The 15,433-nt window shown below is 65.0% G+C and carries 14 protein-coding genes; 5 read left to right on the top strand and 9 right to left on the bottom strand.

What is annotated here, in order from left to right:
* The 5 genes from efp to BXY53_RS12900 all read right to left on the bottom strand — a co-directional run bounded on the left by efp (position 1) and on the right by BXY53_RS12900 (position 4,476).
* Entirely contained in the window at positions 1-564 is a 564-nt protein-coding gene (gene efp, locus BXY53_RS12920; RefSeq protein WP_119062424.1) for an elongation factor P, read from the bottom strand.
* A 159-nt stretch (positions 565-723) separates the two neighbouring features.
* Positions 724-2,007, bottom strand: coding sequence for an O-acetylhomoserine aminocarboxypropyltransferase (locus tag BXY53_RS12915; protein WP_119062423.1), 1,284 nt, complete (start codon positions 2,005-2,007; stop codon positions 724-726).
* A gap of 98 nt (positions 2,008-2,105) precedes the next feature.
* The gene (gene rlmN / locus BXY53_RS12910) at positions 2,106-3,305 is read right to left on the bottom strand and encodes a dual-specificity RNA methyltransferase RlmN (protein ID WP_245410477.1); all 1,200 of its coding nucleotides are present in this window, start codon (positions 3,303-3,305) and stop codon (positions 2,106-2,108) included.
* A 42-nt stretch (positions 3,306-3,347) separates the two neighbouring features.
* The gene (locus BXY53_RS12905) at positions 3,348-3,851 is read right to left on the bottom strand and encodes an invasion associated locus B family protein (protein WP_119062421.1); all 504 of its coding nucleotides are present in this window, start codon (positions 3,849-3,851) and stop codon (positions 3,348-3,350) included.
* Positions 3,852-3,942: 91 nt separating this feature from the next.
* The gene (locus BXY53_RS12900; RefSeq protein ID WP_119062420.1) at positions 3,943-4,476 is read right to left on the bottom strand and encodes an RNA methyltransferase; all 534 of its coding nucleotides are present in this window, start codon (positions 4,474-4,476) and stop codon (positions 3,943-3,945) included.
* 100 nt (positions 4,477-4,576) lie between these two features.
* On the opposite strand from BXY53_RS12900, the gene BXY53_RS12895 reads away from it, so the two are divergent.
* The 5 genes from BXY53_RS12895 (at position 4,577) to ychF (ending at position 10,169) form a co-directional block, all read left to right on the top strand.
* On the top strand, positions 4,577-5,551 hold the full coding sequence (locus tag BXY53_RS12895) for an NADPH:quinone oxidoreductase family protein (protein WP_119062489.1): 975 nt from the start codon (positions 4,577-4,579) through the stop codon (positions 5,549-5,551).
* Positions 5,552-5,789: 238 nt separating this feature from the next.
* Entirely contained in the window at positions 5,790-7,421 is a 1,632-nt protein-coding gene (locus tag BXY53_RS12890; RefSeq protein ID WP_425359190.1) for a DEAD/DEAH box helicase, read from the top strand.
* Between the two features lie 226 nt (positions 7,422-7,647).
* Positions 7,648-8,277, top strand: coding sequence for a 50S ribosomal protein L25/general stress protein Ctc (locus BXY53_RS12885; protein ID WP_119062418.1), 630 nt, complete (start codon positions 7,648-7,650; stop codon positions 8,275-8,277).
* Positions 8,278-8,324: 47 nt separating this feature from the next.
* Positions 8,325-9,023 carry an aminoacyl-tRNA hydrolase gene (gene pth / locus BXY53_RS12880; RefSeq protein WP_119062417.1) on the top strand — a complete coding sequence of 233 codons (699 nt, stop codon included), beginning with the start codon at positions 8,325-8,327 and terminating at the stop codon, positions 9,021-9,023.
* Between the two features lie 39 nt (positions 9,024-9,062).
* Positions 9,063-10,169, top strand: coding sequence for a redox-regulated ATPase YchF (ychF, locus tag BXY53_RS12875; protein WP_119062416.1), 1,107 nt, complete (start codon positions 9,063-9,065; stop codon positions 10,167-10,169).
* A gap of 3 nt (positions 10,170-10,172) precedes the next feature.
* Here the strand turns inward: ychF and BXY53_RS12870 are convergent, their stop codons facing one another.
* From BXY53_RS12870 to BXY53_RS12855, 4 genes are all read right to left on the bottom strand, one after another.
* Complete coding sequence (locus BXY53_RS12870) at positions 10,173-11,099, bottom strand: DMT family transporter (RefSeq protein ID WP_245410473.1); 927 nt, start codon at positions 11,097-11,099, stop codon at positions 10,173-10,175.
* A gap of 49 nt (positions 11,100-11,148) precedes the next feature.
* Positions 11,149-12,255, bottom strand: a complete 1,107-nt coding sequence (locus tag BXY53_RS12865) for an Acg family FMN-binding oxidoreductase (RefSeq protein WP_119062487.1) — start codon at positions 12,253-12,255, stop codon at positions 11,149-11,151.
* A gap of 138 nt (positions 12,256-12,393) precedes the next feature.
* Complete coding sequence (locus tag BXY53_RS12860) at positions 12,394-14,757, bottom strand: heavy metal translocating P-type ATPase (protein WP_119062415.1); 2,364 nt, start codon at positions 14,755-14,757, stop codon at positions 12,394-12,396.
* Between the two features lie 79 nt (positions 14,758-14,836).
* Positions 14,837-15,307 carry a DUF411 domain-containing protein gene (locus BXY53_RS12855; RefSeq protein WP_245410472.1) on the bottom strand — a complete coding sequence of 157 codons (471 nt, stop codon included), beginning with the start codon at positions 15,305-15,307 and terminating at the stop codon, positions 14,837-14,839.
* Positions 15,308-15,433 lie beyond the last annotated feature (126 nt).

Raw genomic sequence — 15,433 nt, 5'->3', positions numbered from 1 at the left:
TCAGTCGGCGCGGCGTACATAGCTCAGGTCGCTGGTGTCCACGACGATCTTCTCGCCGGAACTCACGAAGGGCGGCACCATCACGCGCACGCCGTTTTCCAGAACCGCCGGCTTGTAGGACGACGAAGCCGTCTGGCCTTTCACGACCGGCTCGGCCTCCGCCACCTCCACCGTGACCTGGTCCGGGAGCGTGACGCCGATCGGGCGCCCCTCGTGCATCTCGACCGTCACCTGCATGCCTTCCTGGAGGAAAGCCTTGCGCTCGCCGACGAAGTCTGCGGGAATTTCGATCTGCTCGAAGGTCTCCATGTCCATGAAGACAAGCATGTCGCCTTCCTCATAGAGGTACTGGAAATCCCTCTGCTCCAGACGGACGCGCTCGACGGTTTCGGAGGAGCGGAATCGCTCGTTAAGCTTCGTCCCGTCGAGGAGATTCTTGAGCTCGACCTGCGCATAGGCCGGGCCCTTGCCAGGCTTGACGTGCTGGATCTTCACCGCCGCCCAGAGGCCGCCCTTGTGCTCGATGACATTGCCGGGGCGAATTTCGTTTCCGTTGATCTTCATGAGCCTGCTGCTCGAACCTGTGTTGGACGTTGTGCTGCCCCGTTAGGAGCCGGTTATTTGCGGGCGAGTCAAGAGGATTGCGCCCCGCTGCGGCGAGGCGCCCTTGAGATTGCGGAGAGGTCCGGGCGGCGATACGTCAAGGCCGGCCGCCCGTGCGGCTTAGCCGGTCAGCGCCTGTTCCAGGTCAGCAATGATGTCATCCACCGACTCGAGCCCGATTGACAGCCGCACCACGTCATCCGCTGCCCCGGCCTGCGTGCGCTGTTCCGGCGTGAGCTGACTGTGCGTGGTTGAGGCCGGGTGGATGATCAGACTGCGCGTGTCGCCGATATTCGCCAGGTGAGAGAATATCTTGACCCCGGAGACGAGCGCCACGCCCGCATCGTATCCGCCTTTCAGGCCGAAGGTGAAGACCGCGCCCGCGCCGTTGGGGCAGATCCGCTGCATCAGGCCGTGGTAGCGACTGTTCTCCAGACCGGCATAAGACACCCAAGCGACCTCGGGGCGTGACTCGAGCCAGCGTGCGACCTCCAGGGCGTTGTCGCAATGTCGCTGCATGCGCAAGTGCAGCGTCTCGATGCCGGTCAGGATCAGGAACGCGTTAAACGGTGAGATCGCCGGCCCGAGGTCGCGCAGCCCGAGTGTCCGGCAGGCGATGGCGAAGGCCATGTCGCCAAAAGCATCGGCCATCACGATGCCATTGTAGCTCGGGTTGGGCTGGGTGATCGAGGGATAGCGACCCGAGCCTTTCCAGTCGAAGGTGCCGCAATCGACGATCACGCCGCCAATCGAGTTGCCATGGCCGCCGAGAAACTTGGTCAGCGAATGCACGACGATATCCGCGCCGTGCTCCTTCGGCCGGCAGAGATAAGGCGTTGCCATCGTGTTATCGACGATGAGCGGGACGCCGGCGCGGCGCGCGATCGCGGCGATGGCCGGGATGTCCACCACAACGCCGCCCGGATTGGCGATTGATTCGATAAAGATGGCGCGGGTCTTGTCGCTCAGCGCGCGCTCGAAGCTGGACGGGTCGTCAGCGTCGGCCCAGACAACGTTCCAGTCGAATTTCTTGAAGGCATGGCCGAACTGGTTGATCGAGCCGCCGTAGAGCTGGCGCGCGGCGATAAACTCGTCGCCTGGCTCCAGCAGCGTGTGCATGGTGATAAGCTGCGCCGCGTGCCCGGAGGCGACCGCCAGCGCCGCCGTGCCGCCCTCCAGCGAGGCCACCCGCTGCTCCAGCGCGTCCTGCGTCGGGTTCATGATGCGGGTGTAGATATTGCCGAACTGCTGGAGGCCGAATAGCGCGGCGGCGTGCTCGGCGTTCTCGAAGACATAGGAGGTGGTCTGGTAGATCGGCGTGACGCGCGCGCCGGTGGCCGGGTCGGGCTGGGTTCCGGCATGAATCGCGCGGGTCTCGAAACCGCGTTGTTCCTGATCTGACATGAGCGCCTCCTGTTATGGATTATGACCTGCGCATAGCGACAGCGCGACCGTCACATCGTCATGCGCCGGAGTGCGGTTTTCAAGGCCCCTTGGCGGCCTCACGCCGTCGGGCGCTTGCGCAGCTCGCTGGCGCGGACTTTCTTGCTTTCGGATTTGAGTTGACCGCAGGCGGCCATGATATCGCGACCGCGCGGTGTGCGCACCGGAGAAGCGTAGCCCGCGCGCTGGATGACCGCCGCGAAGCGTTCGATCTGGTCCCACTCGGAGCAGTCGTAGGGGGCGCCCGGCCAGGGGTTGAACGGGATCAGGTTGATCTTCGCCGGGATGCCGGCCAGCAGCCGAACGAGTTCCTTCGCCTCATCGAGCGAATCGTTCACGTTCTTGAGCATCACGTATTCAAATGTGATGCGGCGGTTGTTCGCCAGCCCCGGATAATTGCGGCAGGCTTCCAGCAGCTCGGCGATTGGGTATTTCTTGTTGAGCGGCACCAGCTCGTTGCGCAGCTCGTCGTTGACCGCGTGCAACGAGATCGCCAGCATGACCCCCATCTCGTGGCCGGTGCGCGGGATCATCGGCACCACGCCAGAGGTCGACAGCGTGATGCGGCGCTTGGAGATCGCGAGCCCGTCGCCATCATTGGCGATATCCATCGCCGTCTTGACATTGTCGAAGTTGTAGAGCGGCTCGCCCATGCCCATCAGCACGATGTTGCTGATCATCCGTTCGGCTTCCGGCAGGCCGGTCGGGTTGTCCGCGTCAAGGCCCGGCCAGTCGCCCAGCCGATCGCGCGCGAGCATGATCTGGCCGACGATCTCCCCCGGCGTCAGGTTACGCACGAGCGGTTGCGTGCCGGTGTGGCAGAAGCTGCAGTTGAGCGTGCAGCCGACCTGGCTGGAGATGCACAGCGTCGCCCGGTCGGTATCGGGGATATAGACGGTTTCGACCTCCGGACCCGGCAGGCCGGGCTGGGTCGCGGCAAGGCGCGAGAGCCATTTGCGGGTGCCGTCGCTGGAAATCTGCTCCGAGACGATCTCCGGGCGCTCCAGCGTCGCCGCCTCGCTAAGGTCGCGGCGCAGCGCCTTGGAGATGTTCGTCATCGCGTCGAAGTCGCGCACGCCCTGGGTGTAGATCCAGCGCCAGAGCTGGCTCACGCGCATGCGCCGCTGCCGCTCGGGCACGCCGATTTCGCCGAGGAAGGCCGCCATCTCCTGCCGGCTCATGCCGATCAGGCTCGGCTTTTCCCTGGCTTTGGCAGCCTGGCGCGCGGCGTCTGCGGAAACGGAGCCGGACGGCGCGATGATATCGAGGGACACCTCAGTCTCCAGTCAAGGTTGGGGTCGTTACGGGCATTCCTCGTTCAATCTATTCACGGAGGCCGTCAGACCAAAGAGCGAATAGGTGTCGGTGGTCTGATTTCCGTCCGCGGTCTCGCCCGAAACGGTCATCTTTGCGCCTGCCTTCATCAGCTGGAGAAGCCGCTTCTCTTCCTCCGGGTCACGCAGGAAAGCATTGTCGCCGCGCGTGAACATGGCGAATTCCGTTCCGCCAACATTGACCGTGGGCTGCGTGCCTTCCTTGAACTCGTAGCCGTTTTTCACGCTGAGCTCGTTCTTGATGCCGTCGTTGACCCAGTTGGTCACGTAAAAATAGACGCCGCTGCGGTCCGGGTCATTGGGAGAGCTGTCCGTAGGCTCGCTCGCGGCAAAGCAGATCTTGTTGCCGTCCTCGCCTTCATGCACGTAGACCGCCCAGTCCCGGTTTTCGGCGACCTTCGTCGTGTTTTGCGCCGCCGCCGAAGCGGTCATCAGGGCGATCAGCAGCGATGAGAAAAGAACGATCCTCATAAGGCTTGCTCTCTCTTGCATTGCGTTGGTCAAGAATCAGGCTCCGTATATAGCTTCGCCGGCGTTTTGGCCAGCATCGCCGAGCAAAAAACTAGCGCCCGGCCGTGCGGCTGCGCGGGCGTCCGTGTTCATGGTCCGGCAGGGGTGGCGCGCCGCCTTCGGTCAGCGGCCGGGGCGCGAATCGGCCGAGGCTGCGCACGCGGTCATACATCACGATCGCGCCGGCCATCGCGACATTGATGCAAAAGGCGGTCGGGATTTTGACGACGTAATCGCACCGTGCCAGCACCTCATCGCTCAAAGAACCGCGCTCGGGACCGAGGACGTAGGCCGCGCGCGTCGGGTGGCGGAAGCTGGGCAGATCGACCGCCTCGTCGAGCAGTTCCACGCCCACCAGCCGGCAGTGCCGCGGAAGTTGCATCTCCTCCACGCTGGTCCAGTGATAGGCCGGCAGGTGCTCCGCGGCCTTTGAGGTATCGGATTTCGCTTCAAAGGCGCGCGAGTCCGCGTTGACGGTGAAGACGAAGCTCGCCCCGAAGCCGTAGGCCGAGCGCATCAGATTGCCCAGGTTCATCGACTTGGAAATCCGTTCCACGCCGATGGCGAAATAGCCTCTTGTCGTCATGGCCTGTTGTGGTGAGGTTCTGTTCCGCGCCGGGCGCTTTCAAAAACGCCAGATAAGCCAGCACCGGCGCAACGTGAAGATGCAGGTGGCGGAGACTGCCATGAAAGCGATTGTTTGTCATGCTTTCGGAGAACCGGATGATCTGGCGTTGGAGGACATCGCCGAACCGGAGCCGGGCGACGGCGAGGTGCTGATTCGCGTGCGCGCGGCCGCGCTTAATTTCTTCGATACGCTCATGATCCGCGGCAAGTATCAGCACAAGCCGGAGCATCCGTTCTCGCCGGGCGGCGAGGTGGCGGGCGAGATCGAGCGGCTGGGGCCGGGTGTGACCGGGCTGGAGGTCGGGCAGCGGGTGATGGCACATGTGCGCTGGAACGGCTGTCGCGAGAAGACGGTGGCCAAGGCAAGCGCCGTCGTACAGGTGCCGCCGGAGGTCATCGACGAGATCGCCGCAGGCGTCACCATCACTTACGGCACAGCGATGCACGGGCTGAAGGACCGCGGACGCATCGCGCCTGGCGAGACCGTGGCCGTGCTCGGCGCCTCGGGCGGGGCAGGGCTGGCGGCGGTCGAAATCGCCAAGGCGCTTCGCGCCCGGGTCATCGCCGTGGCGTCCTTAGCCGAGAAACTGGCGGTCTGCCAGACACATGGCGCGGACGATCTGATCAATTACAGTTCCGGGGATCTGCGCGATCAACTCAAGGCAGCGACCGGCGGGCGCGGCGTGGATATCGTTTATGACTGCGTTGGCGGCTCTCAGACGGAGCGAGCGCTGCGCGCGCTGGCCTGGGACGGGCGGCTGTTGGTCGTCGGCTTCGCCTCGGGCGAAATCCCCCACATGCCGCTGAACCTCCCTTTGCTCAAAGGCTGTTCGATCGTCGGGGTGATGTTCGGGCGATTCGCCGAGTTGTTCCCGGAGACGCAGCAGGAGAACATGCGCCAGGTTCTCCAGTGGTGCGCGAACGGCACGCTCAAACCGCACGTCCAGGAGGTGGTCCCGCTGGAAGAGACGATCCGCGCGCTCAAGATGATCGACGCACGACAAGCCGTGGGCAAGATCGTGGTGCGTCCTTGAGCCGCAGCCTCCAGGTCTTGCATCGTGGACAATTTCGTTGGAGGAGGCCGGAAAACCCTTGCATATCCGCGTGATTGCGCCATGTGTCGGGTAACGCGAATGACAAAGCGTGTTGATACAGCCCCAGCGCCCAAGAAATAGGCACAGGCGCGAGTCGGTTCGCTTTGACTTCGCATGCAAGCGCGTTATCGTCCGCTGTCATTAATGCATGCATGACGATCGCAGGAACGAAGAGTCCATGGAGCAGGCCACTCAAGGGCCGCCCTCAGTACAGAATATGAAATTTACCGATCTCGGCTTGAGTGACAAGGTTCTGGCGGCCGTCCAGCAGGCGGGCTACCAGGAACCGACCCCGATTCAGGCCAAAGCTATCCCGATCGCAGTGGAAGGCCGCGACGTCGTCGGCATCGCCCAGACGGGCACCGGCAAGACGGCGTCCTTCGTGCTGCCGATGCTGACCCGGCTGGAACGCGGCCGGGCACGGGCGCGTATGCCGCGCTCGCTCATTCTTGAGCCCACGCGCGAACTGGCGGCACAGGTCGCCCAAAGCTTCGAGGAGCTTGGCGGCAAGCACAAGCTGACGGTGGCGCTGCTGATCGGCGGCGTTTCGTTCGAGGAGCAATACCGCAAACTGGACCGCGGCGCGGACGTGCTCATCGCGACGCCGGGCCGGCTGCTCGACCATTTCGAGCGCGGCAAGCTGCTGTTGACCGCCGTTGACGTCTTCGTCATCGACGAGGCGGACCGTATGCTCGATATGGGCTTCATCCCGGACATCGAGCGGATTTGCGGACTCCTGTCGCCGGCGCGGCAGACGCTGTTCTTCTCCGCCACCATGCCGCCGGAGATCGAGAAGCTCACCCACAAGTTCCTGAATGCGCCGGAGCGTGTCAGTGTCGACCGGCAGGCCACCGCCGCGCCGACCATCGAGCAGCGCCTCAAGGCAACCGACCCGGAAGCCAAGGCCAAGCGCGCGGCGCTGCGCGACCTGATCCGGGAGCAGGACGTCAAGAACGCGATCATCTTCTGCAACCGCAAGCGCGATGTCGGCATCGTCTACCGCTCTCTTAAGAAGCATGGGTTCAATGCCGGCGAGTTGCACGGGGACATGGATCAGCGGACGCGGATGCAGACCCTGGAGTCGTTCCGCAACGGCGACATCAAACTGCTCGTCGCCAGTGATGTGGCCGCGCGCGGGCTGGACATCCCGGAAGTGAGCCACGTCTTCAACTACGATGTTCCGACCCACGCGGAAGATTACATTCACCGCATCGGCCGCACGGGCCGCGCCGGGCGCGAGGGGTTCGCCGCCATGCTGGTGACCCAGAAGGAAATCCCGGCAGTCAAGGACATCGAGAAGCTGCTTGGCGGCGAGATCGAATGGATGGGCGAGAAGCCGGAGGCCGACTCCGAGGCCGAAGAAGGCAAGCGCCGCAAGCGCGGCGGGCGGAAGCGCGGCGGTCGCAAATCCGCCGGCGCTGAAGACAAGCCACAGGCCGAGGACAAGCCAACGGCCGAAGAGAAGCCCAAGGCCGCGGAAAATGCCAAGGCGGAGGACAGAGGCGAAAGCAGAGGGAAAGCCAAAACCGAGGGCGAAGCGGATCAGGCCGGTTCTGGCCGCCGTCGAGGCCGTCGCGGCGGACGTCGCCGGCAGCAGCAGGAACAGGCCGAGCCGGCCCTGGCGACACCCGAATACGGCGCGCCCGCTCCGTCCAACGGTGAAGAGAAGGCCGAGCCATCGCGTCGCAAGGCGTCGCGCAAGCGCGAGCTGGTCGAGGCCGACGCCAGCGAAAGCACCGCATTCGGCATGAGCGATCAGGTGCCGGCTTTCCTGATGCGCCCAATCCGGCGTCCCTCGTCCTCGCGTTAAGCCGATCGGGACGGGACCGGTGGCCGAAATTGTCCGTTGTCTTGCCCCGACACGGGCGATATAACCCTAGCCAATTCGCAACGACGGGCGGTTTTCCGAAAGACGCGGCTGCGCGGCCGCGCCCGTGTTGACGCTTTCATGTAAGGAAGGGCTGAGCGGCTGGCGCTCCCACGGCGGAGGGCACAGCGAACGCTCGCGGCGCCAGCGAGAGATTTTGGAGACGAGGATGGCCGAATTGTTGGAACTCACGGCGGAGCCGCGCGACAAGACCGGAAGCACGGCGGCGCGCGCCATTCGCAAGAACGGCGGCGTGCCGGCGGTCGTTTATGGCGGACGCGGCGGGCCCGAAAAGGTGACGCTCAACTACAAGGAAGTTTGGAAGCAGGTCGAGACCGGGACCTTCCTGAGCACCGTGTATCTGCTCAATGTTAACGGCAAGAAGACCCGCGTCATTCCGCGCGATGTGCAGTTTGACCCGGTGCGGGACTTCCTCGAGCATGTCGACTTCCTGCGCCTGGCGAAGGACGCCGTGGTGGAAGTGGATGTGCCAGTGCATGTCATCAACGAAGAGGAGTCGCCCGGCCTGAAGCGCGGCGGCGCGCTGAACATGACGCGCCACGAGATCGGGCTGACCTGCCCGGCAGATGCAATCCCCGAATATATCGAAGTGGACGTGACCGGGTTGGATATCGGCGATTCGCTGCACATCTCGCAGGTAGCGCTGCCGGAAAAGGTGACGCCGACCATCACGGACCGCGACTTCACCGTTCTCAGTATCGCCGGCACGGCAGCGGCGGAGCCAGAGGAAGAGGCTGAAGGCGAAGCCGAAGAAGAGGCCGAGGCGGCGGAAGAGTAATCGCGCCGCAGGCGAACGCGTCCCGGCAGGGCGGCTGGGGAGACAGCATGAAGCTGCTGATCGGGCTGGGCAATCCGGGCGCACGCTACGCCCGCAACCGCCACAATGTCGGATTCATGACGGTCGACGCGATCGCGGAACGCCATGGGCTCGGCCCCTGGCGCCGGCGATTTCAGGGCGAGGCCGCGGAAGGGCGCATCGGCGGCGAGAAGGTGCTGCTTCTTAAGCCCCAGACCTACATGAACGAGTCGGGCCGCGCGGCCGGCGAAGCGGCGCGGTTCTTCAAGCTTTCGCCCGCAGACATGGTCGTCTTTCACGACGAACTCGATCTTGCCCCAGGCAAGGTCAAGGTCAAGCAGGGCGGCGGTCATGCGGGGCACAATGGCTTGAAATCGCTGACTGCGCATTGCGGCGCGGAGTTCTGGCGGGTGCGCATCGGCATCGGTCACCCCGGCGACAAGGCGAAGGTCACGGCGCACGTGCTGGGTGACTTCGCAAAGGCAGATGCCGAGTGGCTCGATCCGCTCCTTGCGGCGATGGCGGACGCGGCGCCGGCGCTGGTGAGCGGGAACGAGGCGAAATTCGTGAGCGACGTGGCGCAAGCCATGCACGATGTGCGCGCCCCGGCGAAGGAGCCGGCGCCCAAGCGCGAGAAGCCGCAGCCCGCCCCGCGCGCGCCCGAGCAAGAGGCGCCATCGGCGCCCACCGCGCTCGGCGAAAAGCTGCGCCGCTGGCTGACGGGCTAGTTTTCCGGATTTTCAGAACACGCGACAGGACGCACGAAGATGGGTTTCAAATGCGGCATCGTCGGGCTGCCGAATGTGGGCAAGTCGACGCTTTTCAATGCGTTGACCCGCACGGCAGCGGCCGAGGCGGCCAACTATCCGTTTTGCACAATCGAACCGAATGTCGGCGAGGTGCCGGTTCCCGACCCGCGCCTCGATAAGCTGGCGCATCTCGGCAAGTCGGCGCAGGTGATCCCGACGCGGCTGAGTTTCGTCGACATTGCGGGGCTGGTGCGCGGCGCGTCGAAGGGCGAGGGGTTGGGCAACCAGTTCCTGGCCAACATCCGCGAGATGGACGCGATTGCCTATGTGCTGCGCTGCTTCGAGGATGACGACATCGGCCATGTCGAGGGCCGCATCGACCCGATTGCAGACGCCGAGACGGTCGAGACCGAGCTGATGCTCGCCGACCTCGAAAGTCTGGAGCGCCGCAAGCCAGCGCTGGAGAAGAAGGCAAAGGCGCAAGGCGCCGAGGGCAAGGAGGCGAAGGCCACGCTGGCGCTTATCGACAAAGTGGCGGCTGTTCTGGCCGAGGGACGCCCGGCGCGCGTGGCGGAGATCAGTGAGGAGGAGATGTCCGGCTTCCGGATGCTACAGCTCCTCACGGCCAAGCCGGTTCTGTATGTCTGCAACGTCGAAGAGGAGTCTGCCGCGACGGGCAACGCGCTGTCCCGTGATGTCGAGGCGTACGCGGCCAGGGAAGGCGCCGGCGTCGTCGTCATCTCCGCGAAGATCGAGGCGGAACTCGCGCAGCTCGACGCAGAGGAACAGGCGGAATATCTCGATGAACTGGGGCTGGAGGAGCCGGGCCTGAACCGGCTGATCCGCGCCGGTTACGATCTGCTCGGCCTCATCACCTATTTCACCGTCGGCCCCAAGGAAGCCCGCGCCTGGACCGTCCCGCGGGGCACCACGGCGCCGAAAGCGGCCGGCGTGATCCATACCGACTTCGAGAAGGGCTTTATCCGCGCGGAGACGATTTCATACGAGGATTTCGTCGCCTACGGCGGCGAGGCGCGCGCCAAGGAAGCCGGCAAGATGCGGCTTGAGGGCAAGGAGTACGTCGTCCATGACGGGGACGTGATGCATTTCCGCTTCGCGACCTGATCCTCAGGCCGAGACACGGCGCTGTGCTGGATGGGCAACTTGCGCCTTGCGCCCCTTACTCATCTCCCGGGTGAGCCAGAACCCCGAGGCGAGCAGCAGCGCGCCGCCATAGACCATGCTCATCGCCGGGATCTCCCCGAAGACGAGATAGCCAAGGATTGCCGCCACGATCGGCGAGACGATAATGTCGACCAGCGCATAGCCGTTGGCGCTGATGCGCTTCAGCACGATCGAAATGCCGAAATACGAAAAGCCGGTCGAGATGACGCCGAGGCACACCGCCCATAGTATCACGGGCAGGACCATGCCGATCGTCGGGTAGGGGATCATGCGTGCGATCTCGCCCGGCCCCGCGATGAACAGCATTGGCGACAGCACCAGCGCCGCGGCCAGCATCGACCAGAAGATATCGTTGCCTGTCTCGGTCTTTCCCTCGTGACGCATGTAGGTGACCATCGCGGCATAGATCGCGCCGTCTCCCAGCGCGATGAGGTTGCCCAGCATGTAGCCCTCGGCCAGCGGGTTGGCGATGATCAGCCCGATGATTGCCAGGATGAAGATCAACAGATAGCTGCGTTTGGCCGGCTCTCCGAGGAACGCCCAGGAAAAGATGAACACGAAGAACGGTGCGACGCTCCAGAAGATAACGACATTCGCGATCGGGGCGAGCGTCATCGCATAGTTGAACACGCTGATCTGCGTGGCGATGAGCACCCCGATAAGCGCCGTGTCCGTCAGATTGTCCCAGGGAAAGCGCAGCCGCTCCTTCGTAGCGAGTGGCAGGGCGAGGCCGAGAAACCCCGCGGCGAAAACGAGCGCGTAGAAGTTCAGCGTCTGGATCGGGATCGCGCCGTCCGTCAACTTCACGAACACGCCAATCGTGGCTTCCGAGACGGTGATGAAGGCAAGGAGCAGAACGGTTTTCATCATGTGCCCGAAGACCGATGGCGGGACGCGCTCACTTACGGCTGTCTCGCTATCAGACGATCACGTCGTCAAGCGAACGGCGCAGTGAACGTGGCATCTCCGGCGCGCGGCCCACGCGGATGACGAGGTCCGGCCGACGATCACCGATGCCGAGATAGGACGCGAACTGCTCGCGCACCTCGGGCACCTCCACCGGCTGATTGACGAAGGCATGCTTGAGCCCGAGATGCGTGGCCACGAGCGCAAAGCGTTGATAGGCGCGGCCGACCTCGACCCAGTGCGCCCTGTCATTTTGCTTGGCGGTAAAGACGACGACGGCAGAGGACGAGTTGACATGCTTGATGTTCTTCTCGCGCTCGGCGTTTTCTGTGAAGACGAAGTCGAAAACGATGCGCCCGAGCCAGGGCGGAATGGTCGGGTTGCCCATGCAGCCCGAAAACAGGCCGTCGCGCTTTTCAAGGGCTTCGGCAGAGCTGAAACGGATCCACTCCTTCAGCTCGGCGACGAATTCGGGATCGCGCACTTGCGCATCGCTTCCCGTGGCGACGAACTCCGCGACCTCGCTGATCGGCTGTGCGGCGTTGAGGATGATCGCGTCGACGCCGGGCGTTTCGGCAGCCGCCTGAAGCTGGCGCAATTCGCTGGCGGTCAGCGGCGTGCCGTCATATTCGCTACGGGTACACTGACGCCGAGGGATCGCCTCGAATTCAGGACTGCGGCGGGTCGGTCCTGATCCCAGCGCCACCGCCACGCGCGTTTCGCCGTCCCGGGGTGTCACCTCCGGGACGGCTTCCATCCCGAAGGCTGGCGCGGCTGCCACCATGTTTTCTGCCGCGCAGCCAAGGCTGACGAACAGATGGTGATCGTCCGGGTCGACCGCGGGCGTGGCGCGCGTGAAGTCCGGGCGGATCTCGATCCGGTCTTCTTCAATCGCAAAGGTCCAGGGCTGGGTGTTGTGGCTGTTCGCGGCGAGCGTGCCGTATCGAACGATCTCGCGGCGCTTCTGCGCGGGCGACAGATCGCCGGCTTCGGTGTGCCGCCAGGTCTGCTGTGTCGCAGCACCGTAGGCGTCACTGATGCCGCAGCCCGTCAGCCCCACTGTAGCGATGCCCGTGGCGGCCAGGCCGAGGTTGAATTGCCTGCGACTGATGCGTGCCATGCCGTCCTCCCGCGCCACCCGAACAGACCCGGCAAGCTCTAGCCCTCCGCGCGCCCCGCGGTCAACTCCACGTGCCGCAAGCGGGGCGAATTGCTGGTGGGCAATCGTCGCTCGGCCGCGGGGGAGGCTGTGCTGTCGCTACAGCTTGATGCCCCTGAGCCGCAGCGAGTTGGTGATGACCGACACCGATGACAGGCTCATCGCCGCCGCGGCGATCACCGGGGAGAGCACGATGCCGAAGAACGGATAGAGGACGCCCGCAGCGATCGGCACGCCCAGCGCGTTGTAGCCGAAGGCGAAGACGAGGTTCTGGCGGATGTTGCGCATGGTCGCGCGCGCGAGATGCACCGCCCGGACGATCGCGTTGAGATCGCCGCGCAAGAGCGTCAGGCCGGCGCTTTCGATGCTGACATCCGCGCCGGTGCCCATCGCGATGCCGACATCCGAGGCCGCGAGCGCCGGCGCGTCGTTGATGCCGTCGCCGGCCATCGCCACGACCGCTTCACCTTCGGCCATCTTGCGCACCAGTTGGGTCTTGTCCTGCGGCATGAGATCGGCGTGAACTTCGTCGATCCCCAGCGCCTTGGCCACCGCTTGTGCCGTCTCCCTGTTGTCGCCGGTCGCCATGACGATGCGCAGGCCAGCATCATGCAGCGCGCGTACGGCCTCGGCGGCACGCTCCTTGATCGGGTCGGCCACGGCGAGCAGGCCGGCCAGTTCGCCGCCGATCGCGACGAAGACGACCGTCTTGCCCTGAGCGCGCATATCGTTCGCCGGCTTCTGGCCCTTGGCGGCGTCCACGCCTTCGGCTTCCATCAGGGCCGGCGTGCCGACGGCAATCGCGCGGCCCTCGACCTTCCCGATGATGCCCTGACCCGTCCGCGCCTCGAAGTCCTCCGTCTCCGCGAGCTTCAGATCGCGCTCTTTCGCGGCCTCCACGAAGGCTTCGGCCAGCGGATGCTCGCTCGCGCGCTCAAGGCTGGCGGCAAGGCGCAGCATTTCGTCCTCGCTGACATCGCCCAGCGTCACGGCGTCGCTGAGCTTCGGCGCGCCTTCGGTCAGGGTGCCGGTCTTGTCGACAATGAGCGTATCGACCGCCGCCAGCCGCTCGAGCGCCTGCGCCTCGCGCACCAGCACGCCGGACTGCGCGCCGCGCCCGGTCGCCACCATGATCGACATTGGCGTGGCCAGCCCCAGCGCGCACGGGCACGCGATAATGAGCACTGACACGGCGGCCACGAGCGCATAGGCCATCGCCGGCGGCGGGCCGAAGATCGACCAGGCGATGAACGCGATGATCGCCACGCCCACCACGGCCGGCACGAAATACGCCGCGACTTTGTCCACCAGCCGCTGGATCGGCGCGCGGCTGCGCTGGGCCTGCGCGACCATCTCGACGATGTTGGAGAGCATCGTGTCGCTGCCGACGCGCTCGGCGCGCATGATGAAGCTGCCCGAGGTGTTCAGCGTGCCGCCGGTGACCTCATCGCCCTCGGTCTTTTCGACTGCGACCGGCTCGCCGGTCAGCATCGACTCGTCCACGCTAGAGCGGCCGTCCTCGACCACGCCGTCCACCGGGATCGACTCGCCCGGGCGCACCCGCAGCCGGTCGCCGACATGCACCTGTTCCAGGGGCACGTCCTCTTCCGTGCCATCCTCGGCCACCCGCCGCGCGGTCTTGGGCGCCAGATCGAGCAGTTGGCGGATCGCCGAGCCGGTCTTTTCCCGCGCGCGCAGCTCCATCACCTGCCCGACGAGCACGAGCACGACGATCATCGCCGCGGCCTCGAAATAGACGCCGACAGAGCCATCAGGCCCGCGGAAGGCGTCGGGGAAGATGCCCGGCGCAATGGTCGCGACGACGCTGTAGGCATAGGCCGCGCCGACGCCCAGCCCGATGAGCGTCCACATGTTCGGGCGCATGTTGCGGAAGGAGGCGACGCAGCGCACGAAGAACGGCCAACCCGACCAGAGGACCACCGGGGTCGCCAGTATCAGTTCGGCCCAGCGCGCGATGTCCTCGCCGATCCACTGCTTGACCGGCAAGCCGAGCATAGGTCCCATCGCCAGGATCAGAACGGGCACGCCGAGGACCGCGCCAACGATCAAGCGGCGGGTGAAGTCCACGAGTTCCGGGTCCGGCCCGGAGGGCGCGGCGGCCGGGCTCATCGGCTCCAGCGCCATGCCGCAAATCGGGCAGGTGCCCGGGCCTTCCTGCACGATCTCCGGGTCCATTGGGCAGGTGTAGAGCGTGCCGGGCGGCGCTGGCTCGGGTTCGCCCCGATCGCTCAGATACTTTTCGGGATCGGCGGCGAACTTGTCGCGGCAGCCCTCGCGGCAGAAGTAATAGGTCGCGCCCTCGTAATCGTAACTGATGGCGTCCGGGCCGGGCGTGACCAGCATCCCGCAGACCGGGTCGGTGACTTGCCCGGCCGTTTCGCTGTCATTGTGATGGTGATGGCAGCACGCGCCGTGCGCGTCAGTGCGCTGTGTTTCCTGCATTTCGGGTCCCTTGGCGTCGCGTCATTTTTTCTGACGCGCGACTTGTCCGAAAACCGGTTCCCACTTTTCGGATCGCGCGTTAGCGATACGACTGGAAAACGTCGGTCTGGCCGTCCGCGTCGAAAGAGAGCACGTCGTACGGCTCGGTCCGGTTGCCGAACTCCATGCCCGGCGAGCCGATCGGCATCCCCGGCACCGCCAGACCCTTAACGTCCGGGTGTTCCGCCAGCAGGCGCTTGATGTCGTCTGCGGGCACATGCCCTTCGATGACGTAGCCGCCGACCGTTGCCGTGTGACAGGAGTCCAGGTCCTTCGGAATGCCGGCCAAGCGCTTGACCCCCCACATCTTGCGCGTCTCGGTGACCTTGACCTCGAAACCGGCTGCGCGGAGATGGTCCGCCCATTCGGTGCAGCAGCCGCACTGCGGATGCTTCGTCATTTCCACGATCGGCAGGCTCTGCGCGCGCGTGCTTTGATCCGACGCCTGCACGGGCGTCAGGGGCATCAGCGTGGTTGCCAGAAGGACCATCACCGCAGTGAGAAATGTCATCGCTCGCTCCTGAACGTTTATCACTTTGGTGCAACGTGGTGCTTCCAGCAACTGGAATGTCAAGCAGCGGTGCGTGTTAACCATCCGGGCTGCGCGTCCGAGGCATTTGATTAAAATATGGTTAAT

This window comes from Dichotomicrobium thermohalophilum, from assembly GCF_003550175.1.
Classification (GTDB): domain Bacteria; phylum Pseudomonadota; class Alphaproteobacteria; order Rhizobiales; family Rhodomicrobiaceae; genus Dichotomicrobium; species Dichotomicrobium thermohalophilum.
The sequence above is the reverse complement of the archived record's forward strand: the minus strand, read 5'-3'. Positions and strand labels throughout refer to the sequence as shown.

Coding starts and splice junctions, on each gene's coding strand:
- efp (WP_119062424.1), bottom strand. CDS start 564: ATGAAGATCAACGGAAACGAAATTCGCCCCGGCAATGTCATCGAGCAC.
- BXY53_RS12915 (WP_119062423.1), bottom strand. CDS start 2,007: ATGTCAGATCAGGAACAACGCGGTTTCGAGACCCGCGCGATTCATGCC.
- BXY53_RS12905 (WP_119062421.1), bottom strand. CDS start 3,851: ATGAGGATCGTTCTTTTCTCATCGCTGCTGATCGCCCTGATGACCGCT.
- BXY53_RS12900 (WP_119062420.1), bottom strand. CDS start 4,476: ATGACGACAAGAGGCTATTTCGCCATCGGCGTGGAACGGATTTCCAAG.
- BXY53_RS12895 (WP_119062489.1), top strand. CDS start 4,577: ATGAAAGCGATTGTTTGTCATGCTTTCGGAGAACCGGATGATCTGGCG.
- BXY53_RS12890 (WP_425359190.1), top strand. CDS start 5,790: ATGGAGCAGGCCACTCAAGGGCCGCCCTCAGTACAGAATATGAAATTT.
- BXY53_RS12885 (WP_119062418.1), top strand. CDS start 7,648: ATGGCCGAATTGTTGGAACTCACGGCGGAGCCGCGCGACAAGACCGGA.
- pth (WP_119062417.1), top strand. CDS start 8,325: ATGAAGCTGCTGATCGGGCTGGGCAATCCGGGCGCACGCTACGCCCGC.
- ychF (WP_119062416.1), top strand. CDS start 9,063: ATGGGTTTCAAATGCGGCATCGTCGGGCTGCCGAATGTGGGCAAGTCG.
- BXY53_RS12870 (WP_245410473.1), bottom strand. CDS start 11,099: ATGATGAAAACCGTTCTGCTCCTTGCCTTCATCACCGTCTCGGAAGCC.
- BXY53_RS12865 (WP_119062487.1), bottom strand. CDS start 12,255: ATGGCACGCATCAGTCGCAGGCAATTCAACCTCGGCCTGGCCGCCACG.
- BXY53_RS12860 (WP_119062415.1), bottom strand. CDS start 14,757: ATGCAGGAAACACAGCGCACTGACGCGCACGGCGCGTGCTGCCATCAC.
- BXY53_RS12855 (WP_245410472.1), bottom strand. CDS start 15,307: ATGACATTTCTCACTGCGGTGATGGTCCTTCTGGCAACCACGCTGATG.